General features: G+C 62.3%; 18 protein-coding genes. 7 read left to right on the top strand and 11 right to left on the bottom strand.

Going from position 1 to position 21162, the window contains the following annotated elements:
* The first annotated feature begins 17 nt into the window (after nt 1-17).
* The 5 genes from CAF70_RS14335 to fabB all read left to right on the top strand — a co-directional run bounded on the left by CAF70_RS14335 (nt 18) and on the right by fabB (nt 6938).
* Nucleotides 18-2165: a TonB-dependent siderophore receptor gene (locus CAF70_RS14335; protein ID WP_178076386.1), complete on the top strand. Its 2148-nt coding sequence runs from the start codon at nt 18-20 to the stop codon at nt 2163-2165.
* Nucleotides 2165-3055 carry an ABC transporter substrate-binding protein gene (locus tag CAF70_RS14340; protein WP_085625388.1) on the top strand — a complete coding sequence of 297 codons (891 nt, stop codon included), beginning with the start codon at nt 2165-2167 and terminating at the stop codon, nt 3053-3055. The genes CAF70_RS14335 and CAF70_RS14340 overlap by 1 nt, the downstream gene beginning before the upstream one ends.
* Complete coding sequence (locus CAF70_RS14345) at nt 3052-4983, top strand: ATP-binding protein (protein ID WP_085625389.1); 1932 nt, start codon at nt 3052-3054, stop codon at nt 4981-4983. The genes CAF70_RS14340 and CAF70_RS14345 overlap by 4 nt, the downstream gene beginning before the upstream one ends.
* A gap of 207 nt (nt 4984-5190) precedes the next feature.
* Nucleotides 5191-5706 carry a 3-hydroxyacyl-[acyl-carrier-protein] dehydratase FabA gene (gene fabA, locus CAF70_RS14350; RefSeq protein WP_003251509.1) on the top strand — a complete coding sequence of 172 codons (516 nt, stop codon included), beginning with the start codon at nt 5191-5193 and terminating at the stop codon, nt 5704-5706.
* A gap of 11 nt (nt 5707-5717) precedes the next feature.
* Nucleotides 5718-6938 (top strand): beta-ketoacyl-ACP synthase I, encoded by a 1221-nt coding sequence (gene fabB / locus CAF70_RS14355; protein WP_013973429.1) that lies wholly within the window; start codon nt 5718-5720, stop codon nt 6936-6938.
* 168 nt (nt 6939-7106) lie between these two features.
* Here the strand turns inward: fabB and CAF70_RS14360 are convergent, their stop codons facing one another.
* Nucleotides 7107-8114: an amidohydrolase family protein gene (locus CAF70_RS14360; protein WP_085625390.1), complete on the bottom strand. Its 1008-nt coding sequence runs from the start codon at nt 8112-8114 to the stop codon at nt 7107-7109.
* Between the two features lie 117 nt (nt 8115-8231).
* Here CAF70_RS14360 and CAF70_RS14365 point away from each other — a divergent pair, with 117 nt between their 5' ends.
* Nucleotides 8232-9095 carry a pirin family protein gene (locus tag CAF70_RS14365; RefSeq protein ID WP_085625391.1) on the top strand — a complete coding sequence of 288 codons (864 nt, stop codon included), beginning with the start codon at nt 8232-8234 and terminating at the stop codon, nt 9093-9095.
* 109 nt (nt 9096-9204) lie between these two features.
* Here CAF70_RS14365 and CAF70_RS14370 read toward each other — a convergent pair whose 3' ends face one another.
* From CAF70_RS14370 to CAF70_RS14385, 4 genes are all read right to left on the bottom strand, one after another.
* Nucleotides 9205-9930 (bottom strand): dienelactone hydrolase family protein, encoded by a 726-nt coding sequence (locus tag CAF70_RS14370; RefSeq protein ID WP_085625392.1) that lies wholly within the window; start codon nt 9928-9930, stop codon nt 9205-9207.
* A gap of 63 nt (nt 9931-9993) precedes the next feature.
* Nucleotides 9994-11898 carry a molecular chaperone HtpG gene (gene htpG, locus CAF70_RS14375; protein WP_085625393.1) on the bottom strand — a complete coding sequence of 635 codons (1905 nt, stop codon included), beginning with the start codon at nt 11896-11898 and terminating at the stop codon, nt 9994-9996.
* Nucleotides 11899-11968: 70 nt separating this feature from the next.
* Nucleotides 11969-12451, bottom strand: a complete 483-nt coding sequence (locus CAF70_RS14380; RefSeq protein WP_085625394.1) for a PaaI family thioesterase — start codon at nt 12449-12451, stop codon at nt 11969-11971.
* The gene (locus tag CAF70_RS14385; RefSeq protein ID WP_085625395.1) at nt 12448-12924 is read right to left on the bottom strand and encodes a PaaI family thioesterase; all 477 of its coding nucleotides are present in this window, start codon (nt 12922-12924) and stop codon (nt 12448-12450) included. Before CAF70_RS14385 ends, CAF70_RS14380 begins: the two co-directional genes overlap by 4 nt.
* Nucleotides 12925-13078: 154 nt before the next feature.
* Here CAF70_RS14385 and CAF70_RS14390 point away from each other — a divergent pair, with 154 nt between their 5' ends.
* Entirely contained in the window at nt 13079-13372 is a 294-nt protein-coding gene (locus CAF70_RS14390) for a hypothetical protein (RefSeq protein ID WP_075045843.1), read from the top strand.
* Nucleotides 13373-13439: 67 nt separating this feature from the next.
* On the opposite strand, the gene CAF70_RS14395 is transcribed toward CAF70_RS14390, so the two are convergent.
* From CAF70_RS14395 to odhB, 6 genes are all read right to left on the bottom strand, one after another.
* Nucleotides 13440-14189, bottom strand: a complete 750-nt coding sequence (locus tag CAF70_RS14395; protein ID WP_085625396.1) for a DUF599 domain-containing protein — start codon at nt 14187-14189, stop codon at nt 13440-13442.
* A gap of 297 nt (nt 14190-14486) precedes the next feature.
* Entirely contained in the window at nt 14487-15800 is a 1314-nt protein-coding gene (gene brnQ, locus CAF70_RS14400) for a branched-chain amino acid transport system II carrier protein (RefSeq protein ID WP_085625397.1), read from the bottom strand.
* 368 nt (nt 15801-16168) lie between these two features.
* Nucleotides 16169-17053: a succinate--CoA ligase subunit alpha gene (gene sucD / locus CAF70_RS14405; RefSeq protein WP_004376004.1), complete on the bottom strand. Its 885-nt coding sequence runs from the start codon at nt 17051-17053 to the stop codon at nt 16169-16171.
* Nucleotides 17053-18219, bottom strand: coding sequence for an ADP-forming succinate--CoA ligase subunit beta (gene sucC / locus CAF70_RS14410; protein ID WP_003254205.1), 1167 nt, complete (start codon nt 18217-18219; stop codon nt 17053-17055). Before sucC ends, sucD begins: the two co-directional genes overlap by 1 nt.
* Nucleotides 18220-18391: 172 nt before the next feature.
* Nucleotides 18392-19828 (bottom strand): dihydrolipoyl dehydrogenase, encoded by a 1437-nt coding sequence (gene lpdA / locus CAF70_RS14415; RefSeq protein ID WP_013973439.1) that lies wholly within the window; start codon nt 19826-19828, stop codon nt 18392-18394.
* Between the two features lie 93 nt (nt 19829-19921).
* On the bottom strand, nt 19922-21142 hold the full coding sequence (gene odhB, locus CAF70_RS14420) for a 2-oxoglutarate dehydrogenase complex dihydrolipoyllysine-residue succinyltransferase (protein ID WP_085625398.1): 1221 nt from the start codon (nt 21140-21142) through the stop codon (nt 19922-19924).
* Nucleotides 21143-21162: the final 20 nt, after the last annotated feature.

Below are 21162 nucleotides of genomic sequence, written 5' to 3' on the forward strand. Positions count from 1 at the left end.
TGCCAAGGTCAGTTACCATGCCTGTTTCAATCCTGATACAAGGCCGCTTTGTGTTCCCTGGCACGCCCCCGTACCCGCGCCTGCTCATACTGACTGCCCTGCTCGGTGGCCCGGCCGTGGCCGATGATCTGTTCATCGACAACACCGACCTGCCGCAGGTTCTGACCGCCACGCGCCTGAAACAATCCCCCGCTGCAGTTCCGGGCAGCATGACCGTGCTCGACAGCGATCTGATCCGCGCCAGCGGTGCCCGCGACATCCCCGAACTGCTGCGCCTGGTGCCAGGCATGATGGTGGGTTACAACGCAGGCAACCAGCCCACGGTCAACTACCACGGCAGCAACGTCAACGACGCGCGGCGCATGCAGGTGCTGATCGATGGCCGTTCGGTGTACCGCGCCGGCCTGGCCACGGTGGACTGGAGCGACATCCCCCTGGCCATGGAGGATATCGAGCGCATCGAGGTGTTCCGCGGCCCCAACACGGTCAGCTATGGCGCCAACGCGCTGATGGCGGTGGTCAATATCCTTACCCGCAACCCCGCCGACAGCCATGGCACGCGGTTGAAGACGACCCGTGGCCAGGACGGGATCAACGACTTTTACGCCAGCCACGGCTTCGGCTGGGATGGCGGCGACATGCGCCTGTCGCTGTCCGGCCAGCAGGACGACGGCTTCGACGAGAACCAGTTCGGCCAGGACTACCGCGACAGCCGTCGCTTGACCCGCCTCACCCTCAATGCCAGCCACAACCTGACGCACGACCAGACCCTGGAATGGCAACTGGCGGCCAAGGAAGGCAGCAATCAGCGGCCGTATACCTATCAGCCGGTCTTCGCCAAATACGAAGCCGGTAACAACGCTGACGTCAATGCCAAGGACTACGCTGGCTCATTGCGCTGGACCAAGGACTTCAGTTCCGAGCACAGCCTCTACATCCAGGGCTCTGCCCAGCATTTCGACCGTCAGCAGGTGTGGCGTGCCTGTGATGCCCTGCAGTCGTTCAGCCCGGAATTGACCCAACTCTGGCAAATGAACCCTGACTTCGCCGAAAAAGTGGCGCGCGGCATTGCTACCGGCGCACCACTTTCAACCAACGACCCGGTCATGAGCGGGCTCCTGGAGAGGGTCCAGCAGCAATGGGCGAACGGTGGCAAGCAGCAGGTCTGCGGCGACGTCGACCAGAGCACCCGCGAAACCCGCTACGACCTGGAAATCCAGGACACCCTGAGCCTGACCGACAGCCTGCGCCTGCTCAGCGGCATGAACTACCGCTATGATCGGGCCGACTCGCAGACTTACTTCAACGGCAGCATTGACGACCAGACCTGGCGCCTGTTCGGCCAGCTGGAATGGCGCGCCGACGAGCACTGGATCCTGCAGGGCGGCGCCATGTTCGAGGACTCGCGCCTGTCCGGCAGCTCGCTCACCCCGCGAGTGGCGGTCAACTACCTGATCACCCCGCGCCATGGCCTGCGCGCGGTGTATTCCGAGGCTGTGCGCTCGCCAGACATGTTCGAGAACAACATCAACTGGAGCTACACGGTCAGGAACTTGACCCCCAACGCATTCGGCCTGCAAAACGGCGAGTACTTCGTCAAGACCCGCGGCCCCGGCGATCTGGACCAGGAACGCATGCGCTCGCGCGAGCTGGGCTACAACGGCTACTTCAGCGATATCGACCTGAACATGGATGTGAAGCTGTTCTACGACGAGATCACCGGAATGATCAGCGAGCCCCTGAAGAACAACCAGTACATCGCCAGCAATGCCAACAAGGCCCGTTTCAGCGGCAGCGAGGCGCAACTGGACTGGCGCCCGACCCTGCGCGACCGCCTGCGCCTGACCTACGCCTATGTCGATGCCTGGGCCAGCAACCCCGCCGACCGCCGCCTCAGCGCCCGCAACAGCGGCTCGGCCGGGTGGATGCGCGAATGGGGCGACGGCTGGTCCAGCGCGCTGTTCTATTACGGTGACGATGCGCTCAACCAGTATCGCTACGAGCGCCTGGACCTGCGCCTGGCCAAGCGTTTCCGGGTGCATGGCAGCAACCTGGAGCTGGCCGCACTGTGGCAACAGCGCCTAGACGATGAGCCGACCACGGCAATCCAGAACCGCTACGACAGCCGCCACCGCCTGAGCGTCAGCGCGGAGCTGGAGTTCTGATGGCCCTGCTTTTGCGCCTGTTGCTGCTGTGCCTGTGGCCGCTGGGGCCGCTGTCCGCCAGCGAAATCCTGTTGGTAGGCGCAGAAGACCAGCCCGGCATTCGCAGTTTCGTCACCGCGCTGGAAAGCCGCCGGCCCCACGATCATGTGCATTTCCAGACCACCGCCGACCTGCCACGCCCGGGCAAGCTCAGGGCTGACCTGCGCCTGATCCTGCTGGACAACGCCGCACTGGAATGGCGCCTTGGGGAAACCGCCGGCCCGCCGGCGATGGCGATGCGGGTCAGCCGGGTACAGGCTGAACAGCGCCTGGGAAAGTCGCGTCCCGCGTTCCTCACCCTGCTGTGGAGCGACCCGCCGCTGGGCCGGCAGCTGCGCCTGGCGCGCTACCTGCTGCCACAGGCCCAGCGTATTGGTGTGCTGTACGGTGAGCACAGCAGCTTTTTGCTCGAAGAGCTGCGCCAGGCCGCCCGCCAGCTGGGCCTGGAGATCATTGCCCAGAACTGGCCTGACCCGCGCGACAGCCGCCCTCTGCAACACCTGCTGGCCAACAGTGACGTGCTGCTGGGGCTGGATGACAGCGACCTGTACAACTCCAAGACCGCGAAGAATCTGCTGTTGAGCAGCTATGGCCGACAGATGGCGCTGATCGGCCCGAACGCCGGGTTCGTCCGCGCCGGCGCCCTGGCCAGCACCTTCAGCGACCAGGACGACTGGCTGGCGGTGCTCGACCAGTTGCTCGACCAGCCACCGGCACGCTGGCCACGCAACCTGTACCCGGCACACTTCGGCGTTAGCGGCAACCAGCAGGTGGCGCGCGCCCTGGGCCTGGAACCGATCGATCCGAACGCCGCCGCCAAGGCCCTGGCCGAAGGAGAACCCACCCCATGAGCAAGCGCCTGAGCTGGGACATCCACACCCGCACCCAGATCATCAGCCTCGGCCCTGCCCTGCTGCTGACCTTGCTGCTGATCAGCTTCTTCACCTTCGTGCGTATCCAGGACCTGCGCCAGGAACTGAACCACACCGGGCAACTGATCGCCAACCAGCTGGCGCCAGCCTCGGAGTACGGGGTGATCTCGGGCAACAACGAAGTGCTCGAGGGCCTGATGCGAGCCACGCTCAGCATCCCTCACGTGCGCTTCCTCGAAGTGCAGGACAGCCGCAACCACATCCTGGTGTATGTGGAGCAGTCCGACGAAAGCGCCAACCGCGCCCAGCGCGTCGAAGTGTTCCAGGCGCCCATCCGCCTGCAGCAAATCCGTCTGGACAGCGATTTCCTGCAACAGGGCAAGGCCACCTCACCGGCCATCGGCGACGATTACCTGGGCCGGGTGATCGTCGGCATGTCCGATGACGCCTTCAGCCAGCGCCAGCAGGAAATCGTGATCAAGGCCGGTATCCTCGCGCTGTTCGCCCTGCTGTTCACCTTCCTGCTGGCACGCCGCCTGGCCCTGAGCCTGGCCAAGCCGATCAGCGACATGGGCCATGCGGTCAAGGCCATCCAGCAGGGCGAGTACAACACCTTGTTGCCGGTGGTCGATGACAGCGAGCTGGGCCACCTGGCGCGCCACATCAATAACCTGGCCCACGCCCTGGAGCAGGCCAGTGATGAACAGAAGAAGGCCATTGCCGAACTGATTCAGGCCCGCGAAGAGGCCGAACAGGCCAACCGCGCCAAATCGGACTTTCTGGCGATGATGAGCCACGAGCTGCGCACGCCGATGAATGGCGTGCTGGGCATGCTGCAGTTGCTGGAAACCACGCCGCTGAGCAACGAACAGGCCGAGTACACCGCGCTGGCCAGCGAGTCCACCGGGCACCTGCTCAAGGTCATCAACGACATTCTCGACTTCTCGCGCATCGAGCGCGCCGCCCTGCAACTGGAACACATCGACTTCAACCTCGGCGAGCTGATCACCAGCTGCGTCCAGTCGTTCCAGCACAGCGCCCAGCAGCGCGGGCTTGCCCTGCACCTGCAACTGCCGGCCGGTATCGAACAGTTGCAGGTGAACGGCGACCCCACGCGCATTCGCCAGATCCTGCTGAACCTGGTCGGCAACGCGCTGAAGTTCACCGAGCGCGGCCAGGTCCAGGTCGAGGCGCGCTGGCAGATGCTTGACCGGCAATTGCTCTGGCTGACCTGTAGCGTGCGCGACACCGGAATCGGCATCGACAGCGACCGCCTGGAAATGATGTTCGTCGCCTTCCAGCAGGCCGACAGCTCCATTTCCCGCCGCTATGGCGGCACCGGGCTGGGGCTGTCGATTGCCCGCACCCTGGCCGAACGCATGGGCGGCAAGCTGCGCGGCGAAAGCCGTGAGGGCCTTGGCTCCACGTTTACCCTGGAGATGCCGTTGGCCCTGGCCAGCCCTGCCGCGGTCTCGCTGACGCTGCCAAGCGCTGCGCCAGCGGCAATGACCGACAACGATCAGGTGCTGCTGGTAGAGGACAATCCGGTCAACAAAAGTGTCATCGAGGCCATGCTGCGCAGCCTGGGGCTGGCGGTGAGCACCGCCGAGGACGGCCTGGAGGCGGTCGAACGGGTCAGCCGGCAGCGTTTTGCCGCCGTGTTGATGGACTGCCGCCTGCCGCACCTGGACGGCTATGAAGCCACCCGACGAATTCGGCAACTGCCCAACGGCGCCGGGCTACCGATCATCGCCCTGACCGCCAACGCCTTGCAGGGCGACCGCGAGCGTTGCATGGCGGCCGGCATGGACGACTACCTGAGCAAACCCTTGCGCCGCACCGAACTGCAGCGCGTGCTGCAGCGCTGGCTGCCCGGTCAGACAACCGCGACTGGCGATAAATGCTAAAGTGCGGCAGTCTTAAACACTGGACAGGACCTTCATCGGACCTGAAAATAGACGTTTCAGTGCACACCTGTACTTCTTTCACCAGGCGCACTGTGACTTTCACCACAACGCAATAGTCTACCTGTAGGCTGCCGCCCCGGACGCGATGCGTATCGGGCCGGCCGGGAAGATTCATCCCCTGCCACAGGGGGTTATTGAGGAGCTCGCATGACCAAACAACACGCCTTTACTCGGGAAGACCTGCTGCGCTGCAGTCGCGGTGAGCTGTTCGGCCCAGGTAATGCGCAACTGCCCGCGCCGAACATGCTGATGGTCGATCGCATCACCCACATCAGTGAAGAAGGCGGCAAGTACGGCAAAGGTGAATTGGTCGCCGAGCTGGATATCAATCCGGACCTGTGGTTCTTCGCCTGTCACTTCGAAGGCGACCCGGTAATGCCGGGCTGCCTGGGCCTCGACGCCATGTGGCAGCTGGTCGGCTTCTTCCTCGGCTGGCAGGGCCTGCCAGGCCGCGGTCGCGCCCTGGGTTCGGGCGAGGTGAAGTTCTTCGGCCAGGTACTGCCCGAAGCCAAGAAGGTCACTTACAACATTCACATCAAGCGCGTCCTGAAGGGCAAGCTGAACATGGCCATCGCCGATGGCTCGGTCAGCGTCGACGGCCGCGAGATCTACACTGCCGAAGGCCTGCGGGTCGGCGTGTTCACCTCCACTGACAATTTCTAAGGGTTATTCGCATGCGCCGCGTCGTTATCACTGGTCTGGGCATCGTATCGTGCCTGGGCAATGACAAAGCTACCGTCACCGAAAACCTGCGCAACAGCCGTCCGGGTATCCGTTACAACCCGGAATACAAGGAAATGGGGCTGCGTAGCCAGGTTTCCGGGTCCATCGACCTCAACCTCGAAGAACTGATCGACCGTAAGGTCTACCGCTTCGTCGGCCACGCTGCCGCCTACGCCTACCTGGCGATGCAGGACGCGATCAAGGACGCCGGCCTGACCGAAGAGCAGGTTTCCAACCCGCGTACCGGCCTGGTGGCTGGCTCCGGCGGCGCCTCGACCCTGAACCAGATGGAAGCGCTGGACACCCTGCGCGAGAAAGGCGTCAAGCGCGTCGGCCCGTACCGCGTTACCCGCACCATGGGCAGCACCGTTTCGGCGTGCCTGGCCACCCCGTTCAAGATCAAGGGCATCAACTACTCGATCTCGTCGGCATGCGCCACCTCGGCCCACTGCATCGGCACCGCCCTGGAGCAGATCCAGTGGGGCAAGCAGGACATCGTCTTCGCCGGTGGCGGTGAAGAAGAGCACTGGAGCCAGTCGTTCCTGTTCGATGCCATGGGCGCCCTGTCGACCAAGCGCAACGAAACCCCGGAACAGGCCTCGCGCGCCTACGACGCTGACCGTGATGGCTTCGTCATCGCCGGTGGCGGCGGCATGGTGGTGGTCGAGGAGCTGGAACACGCCTTGGCCCGTGGCGCCAAGATCTACGCCGAAATCGTTGGCTACGGTGCCACTTCCGACGGCTACGACATGGTTGCCCCGAGCGGCGAAGGTGCCATCCGCTGCATGCAGCAGGCGCTGTCGACCGTCGACACCCCGATCGACTACCTGAACACCCACGGCACCTCGACCCCTGTCGGCGACGTTGCCGAGATCAAGGGTGTTCGCGCCGTGTTCGGCGACAAGGCACCGAAGATCAGCTCGACCAAGAGCTTGTCGGGCCACTCGCTGGGCGCTGCCGGCGTACACGAGGCGATCTACTGCCTGCTGATGATGGAAAACAACTTCATCGCCGGTTCCGCCAACATCGACGAGCTGGACCCGGAGGTTGCCGACCTGCCGATCCTGCGCAAGACCGAAGAAAACGCCAAGATCGACACGGTCATGAGCAACAGCTTCGGCTTCGGCGGCACCAACGCCACCCTGGTGCTCAAGCGCTGGGAAGGCAAGTAAGACGCTGCTGCGGTAGAGGAAAACGCCCCGACTGGTTCGGGGCGTTTTCATTTGTATCGCCTGTGCCGGCCTCTTCGCGGGCACGCCCGCTCCCACAGGGGCCCCATGGCATTCGGGCTTGTGGTGATCCTGTGGGAGCGGGCATGCCCGCGAAGAGGGCGGCACAGGTCACTGACGAACCTTGGGCAACACCGCCAGAAAATTCTCCCGGGCCACCTTGTTGGCCACCTGTTCCGGCAATGCATCCAGAAACGGCCTGAACCCGTGCATCTGCTCTCCGAGGCTGCCAAACCGCCCCACCACATCCGAGCCCAGCATGAAGCGCTCCGGGTACTTCTCGACCAAGGCCAGCCACGCCTTGCGAGGCACACCCTTGCTGTCCAGCAAATAGGGTTCCAGCACGCTCCACGACAGGTCGACGTACAGGTTCGGATAATCTTCCAGCAACCGCGTCAGCACCGGCAGCAGAAAGTCCATTTGCGTCTGGTGTCGGTGTATCTCCATGCTGCTGCCGGCATGCGCCCAGATGAATCGCGTGTGCGGGTGATTGCGCAGCGGCTCTTCGATCTCCGCCAGGTATAGCGGGTTGCGCTCGCGCTTGGAGGTGATGTTGGAATGCAGCAATACCGGCAAGTCGCGCTCGGCCGCCAGGTGGTAGATACGCGTCATGGCTTCGTTGTTGGCGCGCGGCGTTTCGCCCGTGGTCAATGCGGTAAGGTCGTCGTGGCGGGTGAACACCTCGCCAATGCCCTGCCACAGGCCCGGGTACAGGTCGAGCATGCGCTCGATATGGCTGACGGCATTCTTGTCGACCGGGTTGAAGCCGGTCAGGAATGGATGAAAGCGCTTACGCTGCGCGTCCGGCAACTGCTGCAGTGCCGCAGCCACATAGGTATCGGTGGCGCTGTACCAGTAGGCATCGGCATCGTCACCGGCGTAGTAGCGCGGGCGCTTGGGCTCGTCTTCATGCCACTTCTTGGCCACCGGCACGCCGGAAATCATCGACTGCTCGATACCCGCAGCATCCATGGCCTTGATCAGCGCGGGCATGCCTTCGCTTTCCTGGAAGAAGTCGACGTAGTGCAAATGGGCATCACTGTAGCGGTAGTCGCGCGCCTGCACCGCGTGGCACAGCGAGGCGGATAACAGCACGCAGCCCAGCGCTCTGGCGATCATGATGAAGCTTCCTTTTCCGGGTACCAGATCTCTAGACCTGCCGGTAAACGAGACGGTTCAGCCGCGGCAGGCAAACCGCTATGCTTGGGGCATTTCCACCTTCCCTGGAGCCTTCCCATGAGCAGCCCACTGGTCATTCGCCCACGTGCCGAATCGGTCGAGGGCCAACCGATCCTGCGCCCGCTGCCGTCGGCCCAGTGCCGCAGCGTCGGCCCGTTCGTGTTTTTCGACCACATGCTCGAAACCGACTATGCCCCGGGGCATGGCATGGACATCCGCCAGCACCCGCATATCGGCCTGTCGACGCTTACCTATCTGTTCGAAGGGGCCATCCTGCACAAGGACAGCCTCGGCTCGGCGCAGCGGGTGCTGCCTGGTGATGTCAGCTGGATGACCGCAGGTTGCGGCGTGGCCCATGTCGAGCGCACGCCTGAAGATGCCCTGGCACATGGTTCACGCCTGCACGGGTTGCAGGTATGGCTGGCGTCGCCACGCGAACAGGAGCAAGGCGCGCCCAGCTACAGCCATCACCCGGCGGCAAGCCTGCCGGTCAGCGACAGCCTGGGAGTGCGTATCTGCATGATTGCCGGTAGCGGGTTCTGCCTGGAATCGCCGGTGCCAGTGCTGTCCCCTACCCTTTACGCACATGTGCGGATGCAGCCGGCGACTACCTTGCAGGTGCCGAATGAGCATGCGCAACGGGCGCTGTACGTGCTGGATGGCGAACTGCTGATGAACGATGAGGAAGTGGAGCCGTGCAGCCTGGTGGTGCTGCCGGAGGGCGAAGAGGTGACACTGTACGCGGAGGGTGAGTGCCAACTGGTGCTGATTGGTGGCGCGCCGCTGGATGGGCCACGGCGGATGAACTGGAACTTTGTCGCCAGTGACGTGGAGCTGATCGAACAGGCCCGGGCCAAGTGGGCTGCGGGGGATTGGCCGGTGGTACCGGGGGAAACTTCGAGGATCGAGCTGCCCAGGTAATTTTGGGGCTGCTTTGCAGCCCATCGCGACACAAGGCCGCTCCTACAGGGACCGCGCATGCCATGAGCCACGCTATCCCTGTAGAGCCGCACAGCGGCCCCATGCCATGTCAGCGCTGGAACACTTCGGTCAGCAGGTTGTGCATCGAGCGGAACGCCCGCTCCGAGGTGCGCCGGTCATACTGCATCTTGCCCGGCACATTGGCATTGGGGTCGGTAAACGAGTGCACCGCCCCGCCATAGCTCAGCAACTGCCAGTCAACCTTGGCCGCATTCATCTCCTCCTCGAACGCCGGCAACTGCTCCTTCGGCACCAGCGGATCGGAAGCACCATGCAAGACCAGCACCGAGCCCTTGATACGCTTGGCATCTTCAGGGTTCGGCGTGTCCAGCGTGCCATGGAACGACACCGCCGCGCGCAGATCGGCACCGCTACGGGCCAATTCCAGGGCACAGCAGCCACCAAAGCAGAAGCCGAACGTGCCAACCTTGCCCGGCTCCAGCAGCGCCTTCGACTGCCCCAACAGCTGCGCCAGGGCTTCCTGCATGCGCTTGCGCAGCTCGCCTCGGTCATTCTTCAACGGCATCATCGCGGCGCCGGCCTCGTCGGCGTTTGACGGGCGCACCGATTGCCCGTACAGGTCGGCAATCAGCACCACATAGCCCTTCTCGGCCACTTCCTTGGCGATGCGCTCGGCCCCTTCGCCAATACCCATCCAGTTCGGTGCCATCACCAACCCAGGGCGGCCCAGCGCACCCGGCTCATAGACCAGGCGGCTTTCGTAGGTCTTGCCGGACAGGTGATAAACCAGCGATTCGACGATTACTTTGCTCATCAAGCACTCCTTTGGCACTCGTCATAAAAAAGCCCGCCGAAGCGGGCTTTCCTATCCATCAACTCAAGCAGACAGCTCGACCAGCAGCTTGTTCAGGCGACGAACGTAAGCCGCCGGGTCCTTCAGGCTGTCACCGGCCGCGAGGGCCGCCTGATCGAACAGGATGTGCGACAGCTCGGCGAAGCGGTCTTCGCTCTGCTCGTTGTCCAGCTTCTCGATCAGCGGGTGAGTCGGGTTGAACTCGAAGATCGGCTTGGACTCCGGTACCTTCTGCCCGCTGGCTTCGAGGATCTGGCGCATCTGCAGACCCAGGTCCTGCTCACCGATCGCCAGGATCGCCGGGGAGTCGGTCAGGCGGTGCGACACGCGCACTTCAGCCACGCTGTCACCCAGCGCGCCCTTCAGGCGCTCGACCAACCCTTCCTTGTCCTTGGCGACTTCTTCCTGGGCCTTCTTGTCTTCTTCCGAATCCAGCTTGCCCAGGTCCAGGTCGCCACGGGCGACGTCGACAAAGGCCTTGCCGTCGAATTCGTTGAGGTAGCTCATCAGCCACTCGTCGATACGGTCGGTCAGCAGCAGCACTTCGATGCCTTTCTTGCGGAAGACTTCCAGGTGCGGGCTGTTCTTGACCTGCGCATACGACTCGCCGGTGAGGTAGTAGATCTTGTCCTGGCCTTCCTTGGCGCGGGCCAGGTAGTCGGCCAGGGCAACGCTCTGCTCGCCGCTGTCGTCCTGGGTGGAAGCGAAGCGCAGCAGGCTGGCGATCTTTTCCTTGTTGGCGAAGTCTTCGGCCGGGCCTTCCTTCAGCACCTGGCCGAAGTTCTTCCAGAAGCCCTTGTACTTCTCGGGCTCGTTCTTCGCCAGTTTCTCCAGCATGTCCAGCACGCGCTTGGTCAGCGCGGTCTTCATCGAGTCGATGATCGGGTCTTTCTGCAGGATCTCACGCGACACGTTCAGCGACAGGTCGTTGGAATCAACCACGCCCTTGATGAAGCGCAGGTACAGCGGCAGGAACGACTCGGCCTGGTCCATGATGAATACGCGCTGCACGTACAGCTTCAGGCCGCGTGGCGCTTCGCGCTGGTACAGGTCGAACGGCGCGCGGGCCGGCACGTACAGCAGCGAATTGTATTCGAGCTTGCCTTCGACCTTGTTGTGGCTCCAGGCCAGCGGGTTTTCGAAGTCATGACCGATGTGCTTGTAGAACTCCTGGTACTCCTCGTCCTTGATCTCGGTACGCGGGCGGGTCCACAGGGCGCTGGCACGGTTGACGGTTTCCCACTCTTCGGCCGGCTGTTCTTCGCCTTCGGTGGCAGCTTGCTCTTTCGGCAGCTGGATCGGCATGGCGATGTGGTCGGAGTACTTCTTGACCACGTTGCGCAGGCGCCAGCCATCGGCAAACTCCTGCTCGTCCTTTTTCAGGTGCAGAACGATGCGGGTACCGCGCTGTGGCTTGTCGATGGTGGCGACTTCGAACTCGCCCTCGCCTTTCGACGACCAGTGCACGCCTTCAGCGGCCGGCTGGCCAGCCCGGCGGCTGTACACATCGACCTTGTCAGCGACGATGAATGCGGAGTAGAAGCCCACGCCGAACTGACCGATCAGGTGCGAGTCCTTCTTCTGGTCACCGGTGAGGTTCTTCATGAAGTCGGCAGTGCCGGACTTGGCGATGGTGCCCAGGTGGGCAATGACGTCTTCGCGGCTCATGCCGATGCCGTTGTCCTCGAGGGTCACGGTACCGGCGTCCTTGTCGAAGCTCAGGCGAATCTTCAGGTCGGCGTCGCCTTCGAACAGCTCTGGCTTGGCCAGCGCCTCGAAACGCAGCTTGTCAGCGGCGTCGGAAGCGTTGGAGATCAGCTCCCGCAGGAAGATCTCCTTGTTCGAATACAGGGAATGGATCATGAGGTGCAGCAGTTGCTTTACCTCGGTCTGGAAGCCCAGCGTTTCTTTTTGAGTCTCCACACTCATGGTCTTCAAAACTCCGATCTGATGGCAGTTGACGCCTGGCGGCCATTTCGGGCTGCGCTAGCGGCGGATGTCATGCAGATGGGGGCTGCCCGGATGATTTCAAGGGCTTTTCCGGTTCGATCTTGAAATGCGCGCGGGCCGTGGCAATAGGCGATTGCCTGTCACCCTGCCAGGCGGTGATGGCTACATTGGTCACCCGCCGCCCCTGACGCCACAGCTGGCACTGGGCGTAGGTATCGCGAAAGTGCCCGGCGCGCAGGTAGTCGATGGAGAAGTCGATGATCTTCGGAATGCTCGCGCTTTCGCTGTAGATCAGCAGGTACAGCGCCGCCGACAGCTCCATGAAGCCGGCGATCACACCACCGTGGATAGCCGGCAGCAGCGGGTTGCCGATATTGTCCTGGCTGGCCGGCAGGCGGAACAGCAGGTCATCGCCTTCGCGCTCGCATTCGATGCCGATCAGGCCGGCATAGGGGATCAGCGCCAGTAATGGCCGATAGTCTCCTACCGCATGGGCGGCGTTGAGCTGTTGGCGAACCTCGTACGGAATCATGCCCCGCCCTCCTTCAGGCTGTTGCCGAAGCGAATGCCACCCTTGATCTCCTGGCCCAGGCGCATGAACGTGCCCACCACCTGGCAGATCGGCTGGTCAGGGTCGTCCTGGTAGGCCGTGCCACGGGTGAAGATGACATCGCGGGTGACCCGGTAGCACTGGGCATGGCCGTACATGTCCTTGCCGGCTTCGGCCGGGTGCATGTAATCGATGCGCAGGTCCAGCGTCGGGCACACCTCGAAGCGCGGCAGCACGCACAGCGTGGCCATGCCGCAGGTGGTATCCATCAGCGTGGTCAGCGCTCCGCCATGCACCGCGCCAGTCTGCGGGTTGCCGACGATGGCCGGCGACCAGGGCAGTACCAGGGTAATGCCATCGGCATCGGCTTGCGCCACGCGCATCTGTAACAACTGACAATGTTTCAGGGCCGAGAGAAAACGCTCGGCCATGGCCATCAAGGTTGAATCGCTCATTGGCTGGTTCCACGCGCATTGCCGCAGCGGCATAAAATCGTTAAAAAGTCTATATAGAACGGGGCGTTATATATGTGTAACCTTCGCGGAACTTATTCCGCGTAGTTGCACTCGAAGGAACAAGTCACTTATTCCACCAAGGAGAAACACCCCCATGCGTAAACCTTTTGCTTTTGCTCTGATGCTGGCCGCAGCCATGGGCCTGGCCGCTTGCGATAAAGCGAGCGAAGACAAAGCCCAGGACGCACAGCAACACGCCGAGCAAGCCCAGGAAAAAGCGGGCGAAGCTCAGGATAAGATGAACGAGGCCGCCAAGGAAAACGCCGAAGCCGCCAAAGATCAGGCCGAAGCCGAGCAGAAGGCCGCCGAAGAAGCCGCTCCGGCTACTCCGGCTCCGGAAGCCGCTCCAGCTGCTCCAGCTGCTCCAGCCGAACCTGCCAAGCAGTAATCGGCTAAAACAAGAAAACCCGACATTGTCGGGTTTTTTTGTGCCTGAAACTTATGGATTAAACGTTTCAGGTACCAGAGGCGGTGTTCTCCCTGACGGGTTCGATCGAAACACTTTCGGTAGGTGTGAACACCATCACATCCAGCACATCCGAATGGAACTCGCGGCGGTAAAGAATCAGCACTACGCCGACACTCATGACCATGAATAACCATGGGCTGATGAACCAGCTCAACATGGCCATGCCGAAGTAATAGGAACGCAGGCCCAGGTTGAACTGGTTGGCGGCAAGCGACAGCACCCGCGCCGCGCGCGAGGCGAATGCCTTGCGTTCAAGTTCATTGACCAGCCGTTCACCGATCATCGGCGCCGACCCCACCAGTACTGCCGCGAAGTTGTATTGGCGCATGCACCAGCTGAAGGTGAAAAAGGCGTAGACGAAGACCATGGCCAGGCACAGCAACTTGATCTCCGACATGCCCTGGGAAGTCTGTTGCACCAGCGGCAGGTCGGCCAGCAGCGACAGCGCCCGGTCGGAGGCGCCGAGCACGGTAAGGATGCCTGCGAGGATGATCAGGGTGCTGGAGGCGAAAAACGACGCGTTACGTTCGAGGTTGCCGATCACGCTGGCATCGGCGATACGGTTGTCGCGCAGCAGCATGCGGCGCATCCAGTCTTCGCGGTACAGGTGCAGCACGCTGGCCAGGCACGCTGTGTCGCGCCCCTTCCAGATGGCATAGCGGGTGTAACCACCCCAGCACAGGGCAAACCAGGCGATGGCCAACAGGTTGTTGAAGTTGCTTTGAATAAAGTTCATGCAGGGTTCCCGAGGGGGCCAGATACCTGAAGGATAGGGACCGGATTTCGACGCTGGCAAGCGGCAAAAGGCACACATCCATCCTGATATTTGCACCGCTTATCCCGGCCTCTTCGCGGGCACGCCCGCTCCCAATTCTGAGGCTTGCGCTTTACCTGTGGGAGCGGGCGCGCCCGCGAAGAGGCCAGTACAGGCAAACAAAAAGCCCCGCATCCTCACGGATACGGGGCTCTTGAGTTTCCACCCTTGGCGAGCACCCTTCGGCTTGTGGCCGGTGCCGCCCTCAGGCTTCGACTATCAGGCCAGCGCTTCGCGCGGCTTGCCGAGCATTCGGTCGCAGGCTACGGCGCCAACCAGGGTCACTACCGAAGGCACCAGCCAGGCCAGGCCCTGGTCGCTCAGCGGCAGGTGGGCCATGAAGTCCGGCAGCACGTGGGCAATGCTGCTGCCCTTGACCGCATCGACCATGCCGAACAGCAGCGACACCAGCATCACTGGCGCCAGGATGCGGGTTGGCGAGTTCCACAGGTCCTTCACGAAGCTCAGGCCGACTACCACGATGCACGGCGGGTAGATAGCGGTGAGCACCGGGATCGAGAACATGATCAGCTTGGTCAGGCCAAGGTTGGAGATCAGCAGCGAGAAGCCCGCCAGGATCACCACCAGTGCACGGTACGACAGCGGCAGAATCTGGCTGAAGTACTCGGCACAGGCGCAGGTCAGGCCAACCGCAGTCACCAGGCAAGCCAGCGCGATCAGCACGGCGAGGAAGCCGCTGCCCAGCGAGCCGAAGGTGTGTTGCACGTAGGCATGCAGCACCGCCGCGCCGTTGGTGGCGCCAGCCGCGATTTCGTGGCTGGTTGCGCCCAGGCGGAACAGGCTGATGTACACCAGGGCCAGGCCGACACCGGCGATCAGGCCGGCAATGATGGCGTAGCGGGTGATCAGCTTCGGTGACTCGACACCCCGCGAGCGGATGGCGTTGACGATGACGATACCGAACACCAGGGCACCCAGGGTGTCCATGGTCAGGTAACCATCGGAGAAGCCCTTGGAGAATGCTGCGGCAGCATAGGCCGGCTGCGCTTCACCAATGGTGCCGGCAGGCAGCGCGAAGGCGGCAATGCCCAGCACCGCCAAGGCGATGATTTTCAACGGCGCCAGGAAACGGCCCACGGTGTCGAGCAGCTTGCCTGGGTACATGGACACGGCCAGTACCACGAGGAAGTACACCAGGCTGTAGATGAACAGCGCCAGCGGGCTTTCGCCAGTCAGCGGCGCAACACCCACCTCGAACGACACGGTCGCGGTACGCGGGGTGGCAAACAGCGGGCCCACCGACAGGTAGCACACGGCCGCCAGCAGGCCACCGAAGAACTTGCCGATCGGGCTGCTCAAGGCATCCATGCCGCCGCCGACCTTGGCCAGGGCAACCACGGTGATGACCGGCAGGCCCACGGCAGTAACCAGGAAGCCCAGGGCGGCCATCCACACGTGCGGGCCAGACTGCAGACCGACGATAGGCGGGAAGATGATGTTGCCCGCGCCTACGAAAAGCGCAAACGTCATAAAGCCAAGCGCCAGGATGTCCTGGCCTTTTAAAACTTTCATTTAAGGTAGTACCACACTGCTGAAATCGGGATTCGAGAAGGGATTTCCCCAAGGGTTGAGGGAAATGCTGCCCGGCTTGATAAGCCAGACCCGTTTAGCGTGTCGTTCCCTTTTGGGGCACGGGCACAGAGTGAGCGCGTAGGGTAACTGTTTTGTCACTTAAACGCACTGGCACAGTGCTGCTTGTCCGATGTGCGTATCTGTTTGTCGTCTGTGCAACCGGGGACGGTCAGAATTATCCCGATATCGGGAAATTCGTCTGCCTGAAAATTCCTATCAAACCCATCGAAAAATCCATATTGCCTGCCCCCGGAAACGACAAAGGCCACCCGAAGGTGGCCTCTGTGCGCGTGGGGGGTGTAGCAGTATTACTTCTTGACTTCCCAGCCAGTCAGCTCGGCCAGGGCCTTGCCGATATCAGCCAGGGAACGCACGGTCTTCACGCCAGCGTCCTGCAGGGCGGCGAACTTCTCGTCCGCAGTGCCCTTGCCGCCGGAGATGATGGCGCCAGCGTGGCCCATGCGCTTGCCCGCCGGAGCGGTAACACCAGCGATGTAGGAAACCACAGGTTTGGTGACGTTGGCCTTGATGTAAGCCGCGGCTTCTTCTTCAGCCGAACCGCCGATCTCACCGATCATGACGATCGCTTCGGTCTTCGGGTCTTCCTGGAACAGCTTCAGAATGTCGATGAAGTTGGAACCCGGGATCGGGTCACCGCCGATGCCGACGCAGGTCGACTGGCCGAAGCCGGCGTCGGTGGTCTGCTTCACAGCTTCGTAGGTCAGGGTGCCGGAACGCGAAACGATACCGACCTTGCCTGGCAGGTGGATGTGGCCTGGCATGATGCCGATCTTGCACTCGCCCGGGGTGATGACACCTGGGCAGTTAGGGCCGATCAGGGTCACGCCCAGCTCGTCGCACTTGACCTTGGCATCCAGCATGTCCAGGGTAGGAATGCCTTCGGTGATGCACACGATCAGCTTGATGCCGCCGAAGGCAGCTTCCAGGATCGAGTCCTTGCAGAAAGGAGCCGGAACGTAGATGACCGAAGCGTCAGCGCCGGTCGCTTCTACAGCTTCTTTCACGGTGTTGAACACTGGCAGGCCCAGGTGGGTGGTGCCACCCTTGCCTGGGGTTACACCGCCGACCATCTTGGTGCCGTAGGCGATAGCCTGTTCGGAGTGGAAAGTACCCTGCGAGCCGGTGAAGCCCTGGCAGATGACTTTGGTGTCTTTATTGATCAGGACGCTCATTACTTGCCCTCCGCAGCTTTGACAACTTGTTGAGCAGCGTCGGTCAGGCTGGTTGCCGCAATGATGTTCAAACCGCTTTCTGCCAGTACTTTAGCGCCCAGTTCGGCGTTGTTGCCTTCAAGGCGAACGACGACCGGAACTTTGACGCCGACTTCTTTCACTGCACCGATGATGCCTTCGGCAATCATGTCGCAGCGAACGATGCCGCCGAAGATGTTGACCAGTACGGCCGCGACATTGCTGTCGGACAGAATGATCTTGAACGCTTCGGTAACGCGCTCTTTGGTAGCACCACCGCCAACGTCGAGGAAGTTGGCCGGCTTGCCGCCGTGCAGGTTGACGATGTCCATGGTACCCATGGCCAGGCCGGCACCGTTGACCATGCAGCCGATGTTGCCTTCGAGGGCAACGTAGTTCAGTTCGAACTTGGCAGCGTGGGCTTCACGGGCGTCGTCCTGCGACGGGTCGTGGAAGGTTTTCAGCTTCGGCTGACGGTACATGGCGTTGGCGTCGATGTTGATCTTGGCATCGAGGCAGTGCAGGTCGCCGTCGGCCTTGATCACCAGCGGGTTCACTTCCAGCAGGGCCAGATCGTGATCCTTGAACAGCTTGGCCAGACCCACGAAGATCTTGGCGAACTGTTGAACTTGCTTGCCTTCCAGACCCAGCTGGAACGCCAGTTCGCGACCCTGGAACGGCTGAGCGCCGACCAGCGGGTCGATAGTGGCCTTGAGGATCTTCTCAGGCGTTTCGTGAGCGACTTTCTCGATGTCCACGCCACCTTCGGTGGAGGCCATGAACACGATACGGCGGCTCGAACGATCGACTACAGCGCCCAAATACAGCTCTTTGGCGATGTCAGTGCAGGATTCGACCAGAATCTTGGAGACGGGTTGACCGTTGGCATCGGTCTGGTAGGTAACCAGATTCTTGCCCAACCACTGTGCAGCGAACGCCTTGGCGTCTTCCTTGCTGCGAACCAGCTTGACGCCGCCCGCCTTACCGCGACCACCGGCGTGAACCTGGGCTTTTACCACCCACTCGTTCCCGCCGATCTTGTCGCAGGCTTCTGCAGCTTGCTCAGGGGTATCGACAGCGAAACCCTTGGAAACTGGCAGGCCGTATTCAGCGAACAGCTGCTTACCCTGATACTCGTGAAGATTCATGCTTTTTACCGTCTTCGTTAGGTACTGCGCTTCGGCGCTGCGCCATAACTGGCGCCGCACCACCTGTGACCGTTGACCCCGGGTTTTCCCGTGTGATCCGGTCCGGCGGACTTTCCGCGGTGAGTCATGCACGCAAGACTCACGACGGGCAGCCCGCCGTGGTTTCTTATAATTAACGCTTCTTACGGTTGGCCACGTGAATGGCGCCGCCATTCACTGCCAGCGCTGCTTCATGCAACGCTTCGGACAGGGTCGGATGGCTGAAGACCATCATGCCCAGGTCCTCGGCACTGGTGCCGAATTCCATTGCGATTGCGCCCTGCTGCACCAGTTCGGCAGCCGATGGGCCAATCACGTGTACACCCAGGACGCGGTCGGTCTTGGCATCGGCGATGACCTTGACGAAACCACCGGTGTCGTTAGCAGCCATCGCACGGCCGCTGGCCGCGAACGGGAAGGTGCCCACGTTAACCTCAACGCCCTCGGCCTTCAAGGCCTGTTCGGTCTTGCCGACCCACGCGATTTCCGGGTGGGTGTAGATGACCGACGGGATCAGGTCGTAGTTCATCTGGGCCTTGTGGCCCTTGATGCGCTCGACCACCATGATGCCCTCTTCCGAGGCCTTGTGGGCCAGCATCATGCCGCGCACCACGTCGCCGATGGCGTACACGCCCGGCACGCTGGTAGCGCAGTAGTCGTCGACGAAGATGTAGCCACGCTCGTCGATGGTCACGCCGCTGTCGGCAGCCAGCAGATCAGTGGTCACCGGGCGACGGCCGACCGCGACGATCAGCTTGTCGAAGGTGATCTTCTGCTCGCCGTTGGCGTCGGTGTAGGTCACTTCGACTTCGTTGCCGTTGACTTTCGAGCCGGTGACGCGCGCGCCCAGCTTGATGTCCAGGCCTTGCTTGGTCAGGGTCTTCTGGGCTTCCTTCGACACGGCAGTGTCGGCAGCCATCAGGAAGGTGTCCAGGGCTTCCAGGACGGTGACTTCAGCACCCAGGCGAGCCCATACCGAGCCCAGCTCCAGGCCGATCACGCCAGCACCGATAACGCCCAGGCGCTTCGGCACGGCCTGGAATTCCAGGGCGCCGGTGGAGTCGACGATGACGTTCTGGTCGACCGGAGCCGGCGGAATGTCGATCGGACGCGAGCCGGAAGCCAGGATCACGTTCTCGGCTTCGATGACTTCGGTGGTGCCGTCAGCCTTGGTCACTTCGACTTTCTTGCCAGCCAGCAGCTTGCCGTGGCCCTGGATCGAAGTCACGCCGTTGGCCTTGAACAGGGTGGCAACGCCACCGGTCAGGTTCTTGACGATGCCGGCCTTGCGGCCAACCATCGCGGCGACGTCCATCTTCACTTCGCCAGTGGAGATACCGTGGACGTTGAAGCTCTCTTTGGCTTCCTTGTACTTCCAGGAGCTGTCCAGCAGCGCCTTGGAAGGAATGCAACCTACGTTCAGGCAGGTGCCGCCCAGGGCCAGCTTGCCCTCGGCGTCGGTGTACTTCTCGATACAGGCAGTCTTCAGACCAAGTTGTGCGGCCTTGATGGCAGCCACATAGCCGCCAGGACCTGCACCAATCACCACTACGTCGAATTTCTGGGTCATAAAAGATTCCTTATCAGCTACAAGCTACAAGCCGCGGACCGCGCGGCATGGCTTCTCGCGAAACCAGGGCCGGCACGGTACGCAGCCAGAGGGTTAGATGTCCAGCAGCAGGCGAGACGGATCTTCCAGCAGGTTCTTGATGGTGACCAGGAAGGTTACCGCTTCCTTGCCGTCGATCAGGCGGTGATCGTACGACAGCGCCAGGTACATCATCGGGCGAATCACCACCTGGCCATTGATGGCCATCGGGCGCTGGATGATGTTGTGCATGCCGAGAATGGCGGCCTGCGGCGGGTTGACGATCGGGGTCGACATCATCGAACCGAAGGTACCACCGTTGGTGATGGTGAAGGTGCCGCCGGTCATCTCTTCGATGGCCAGCTTGCCGTCACGGGCCTTCTTGCCGAAAGTGGCGATGCCGTTTTCGATTTCCGCCAGGCTCATCGACTCGGCGTTGCGCAGTACCGGCACCACCAGGCCACGGTCGCTGGACACGGCTACGCCGACGTCGGCGTAGCCGTGGTAAACGATGTCGTTGCCGTCGATCGAGGCGTTGACCGCCGGGAAGCGCTTCAGGGCTTCGGTGGCAGCCTTGACGAAGAACGACATGAAGCCCAGGCGTACGCCATTGTGGGTCTTCTCGAACAGGTCCTTGTACTTCGAACGCAGGGCCATGACTTCGGTCATGTCGACTTCGTTGAAGGTGGTCAGCATGGCCATGCTCGACTGGGCTTCGACCAGACGCTCGGCGATCTTGGCGCGCAGGCGGGTCATCGGCACACGCTTCTCGGTACGGTCGCCAGCGGCAACCACAACCGGGGCAGCAGCGGCAGCGGCGGCAGGCTTGGCAGCTGCAGCAGGCGCCGACTTCTTGTTGGCAACGGCAGCGACGACGTCTTCCTTGGTGATGCGACCACCTTTGCCGGTGCCGGCAACGCTAGCCAGGTCGATGCCGTTTTCTTCAGCCAGCTTGCGCGCGGCCGGGGCGGCAACCGGGTCGTCTTCGCCAGCGTCGGCAGCAGCGGCAGCCGGAGCAGCAGCGGCCGGGGCAGCAGCTGGTGCAGCGGCAGCAGCACCGCCTTCAACGATCGAACCCAGTACTTCGTCGGACAGGACGGTGTCGCCCTCGCCCTTGACGATGGCGCCCAGCACGCCGTCGGCGGTGGCCAGCACTTCCAGGACGACCTTGTCGGTCTCGATGTCGACGATCAGCTCGTCACGCTTGACGGCATCGCCCGGCTGCTTGTGCCAGGTGGCAACGGTGCCATCGGCAACCGATTCCGGGAAGGTTGGGGCTTTGATCTCGATAGCCATTATCTGTGTTTCCTTAAATT

This window comes from Pseudomonas sp. B19(2017), from assembly GCF_002113165.1.
Taxonomy (GTDB): domain Bacteria; phylum Pseudomonadota; class Gammaproteobacteria; order Pseudomonadales; family Pseudomonadaceae; genus Aquipseudomonas.

Bases quoted from the DNA above. Each gene is read 5' to 3' on its own strand.
- CAF70_RS14335 (WP_178076386.1), top strand. From the start codon at position 18: ATGCCTGTTTCAATCCTGATACAAGGCCGCTTTGTGTTCCCTGGCACG.
- CAF70_RS14340 (WP_085625388.1), top strand. From the start codon at position 2,165: ATGGCCCTGCTTTTGCGCCTGTTGCTGCTGTGCCTGTGGCCGCTGGGG.
- CAF70_RS14345 (WP_085625389.1), top strand. From the start codon at position 3,052: ATGAGCAAGCGCCTGAGCTGGGACATCCACACCCGCACCCAGATCATC.
- fabA (WP_003251509.1), top strand. From the start codon at position 5,191: ATGACCAAACAACACGCCTTTACTCGGGAAGACCTGCTGCGCTGCAGT.
- fabB (WP_013973429.1), top strand. From the start codon at position 5,718: ATGCGCCGCGTCGTTATCACTGGTCTGGGCATCGTATCGTGCCTGGGC.
- CAF70_RS14360 (WP_085625390.1), bottom strand. From the start codon at position 8,114: ATGATCGCCAGAGCGCTGGGCTGCGTGCTGTTATCCGCCTCGCTGTGC.
- CAF70_RS14365 (WP_085625391.1), top strand. From the start codon at position 8,232: ATGAGCAGCCCACTGGTCATTCGCCCACGTGCCGAATCGGTCGAGGGC.
- CAF70_RS14370 (WP_085625392.1), bottom strand. From the start codon at position 9,930: ATGAGCAAAGTAATCGTCGAATCGCTGGTTTATCACCTGTCCGGCAAG.
- htpG (WP_085625393.1), bottom strand. From the start codon at position 11,898: ATGAGTGTGGAGACTCAAAAAGAAACGCTGGGCTTCCAGACCGAGGTA.
- CAF70_RS14380 (WP_085625394.1), bottom strand. From the start codon at position 12,451: ATGATTCCGTACGAGGTTCGCCAACAGCTCAACGCCGCCCATGCGGTA.
- CAF70_RS14385 (WP_085625395.1), bottom strand. From the start codon at position 12,924: ATGAGCGATTCAACCTTGATGGCCATGGCCGAGCGTTTTCTCTCGGCC.
- CAF70_RS14390 (WP_075045843.1), top strand. From the start codon at position 13,079: ATGCGTAAACCTTTTGCTTTTGCTCTGATGCTGGCCGCAGCCATGGGC.
- CAF70_RS14395 (WP_085625396.1), bottom strand. From the start codon at position 14,189: ATGAACTTTATTCAAAGCAACTTCAACAACCTGTTGGCCATCGCCTGG.
- brnQ (WP_085625397.1), bottom strand. From the start codon at position 15,800: ATGAAAGTTTTAAAAGGCCAGGACATCCTGGCGCTTGGCTTTATGACG.
- sucD (WP_004376004.1), bottom strand. From the start codon at position 17,053: ATGAGCGTCCTGATCAATAAAGACACCAAAGTCATCTGCCAGGGCTTC.
- sucC (WP_003254205.1), bottom strand. From the start codon at position 18,219: ATGAATCTTCACGAGTATCAGGGTAAGCAGCTGTTCGCTGAATACGGC.
- lpdA (WP_013973439.1), bottom strand. From the start codon at position 19,828: ATGACCCAGAAATTCGACGTAGTGGTGATTGGTGCAGGTCCTGGCGGC.
- odhB (WP_085625398.1), bottom strand. From the start codon at position 21,142: ATGGCTATCGAGATCAAAGCCCCAACCTTCCCGGAATCGGTTGCCGAT.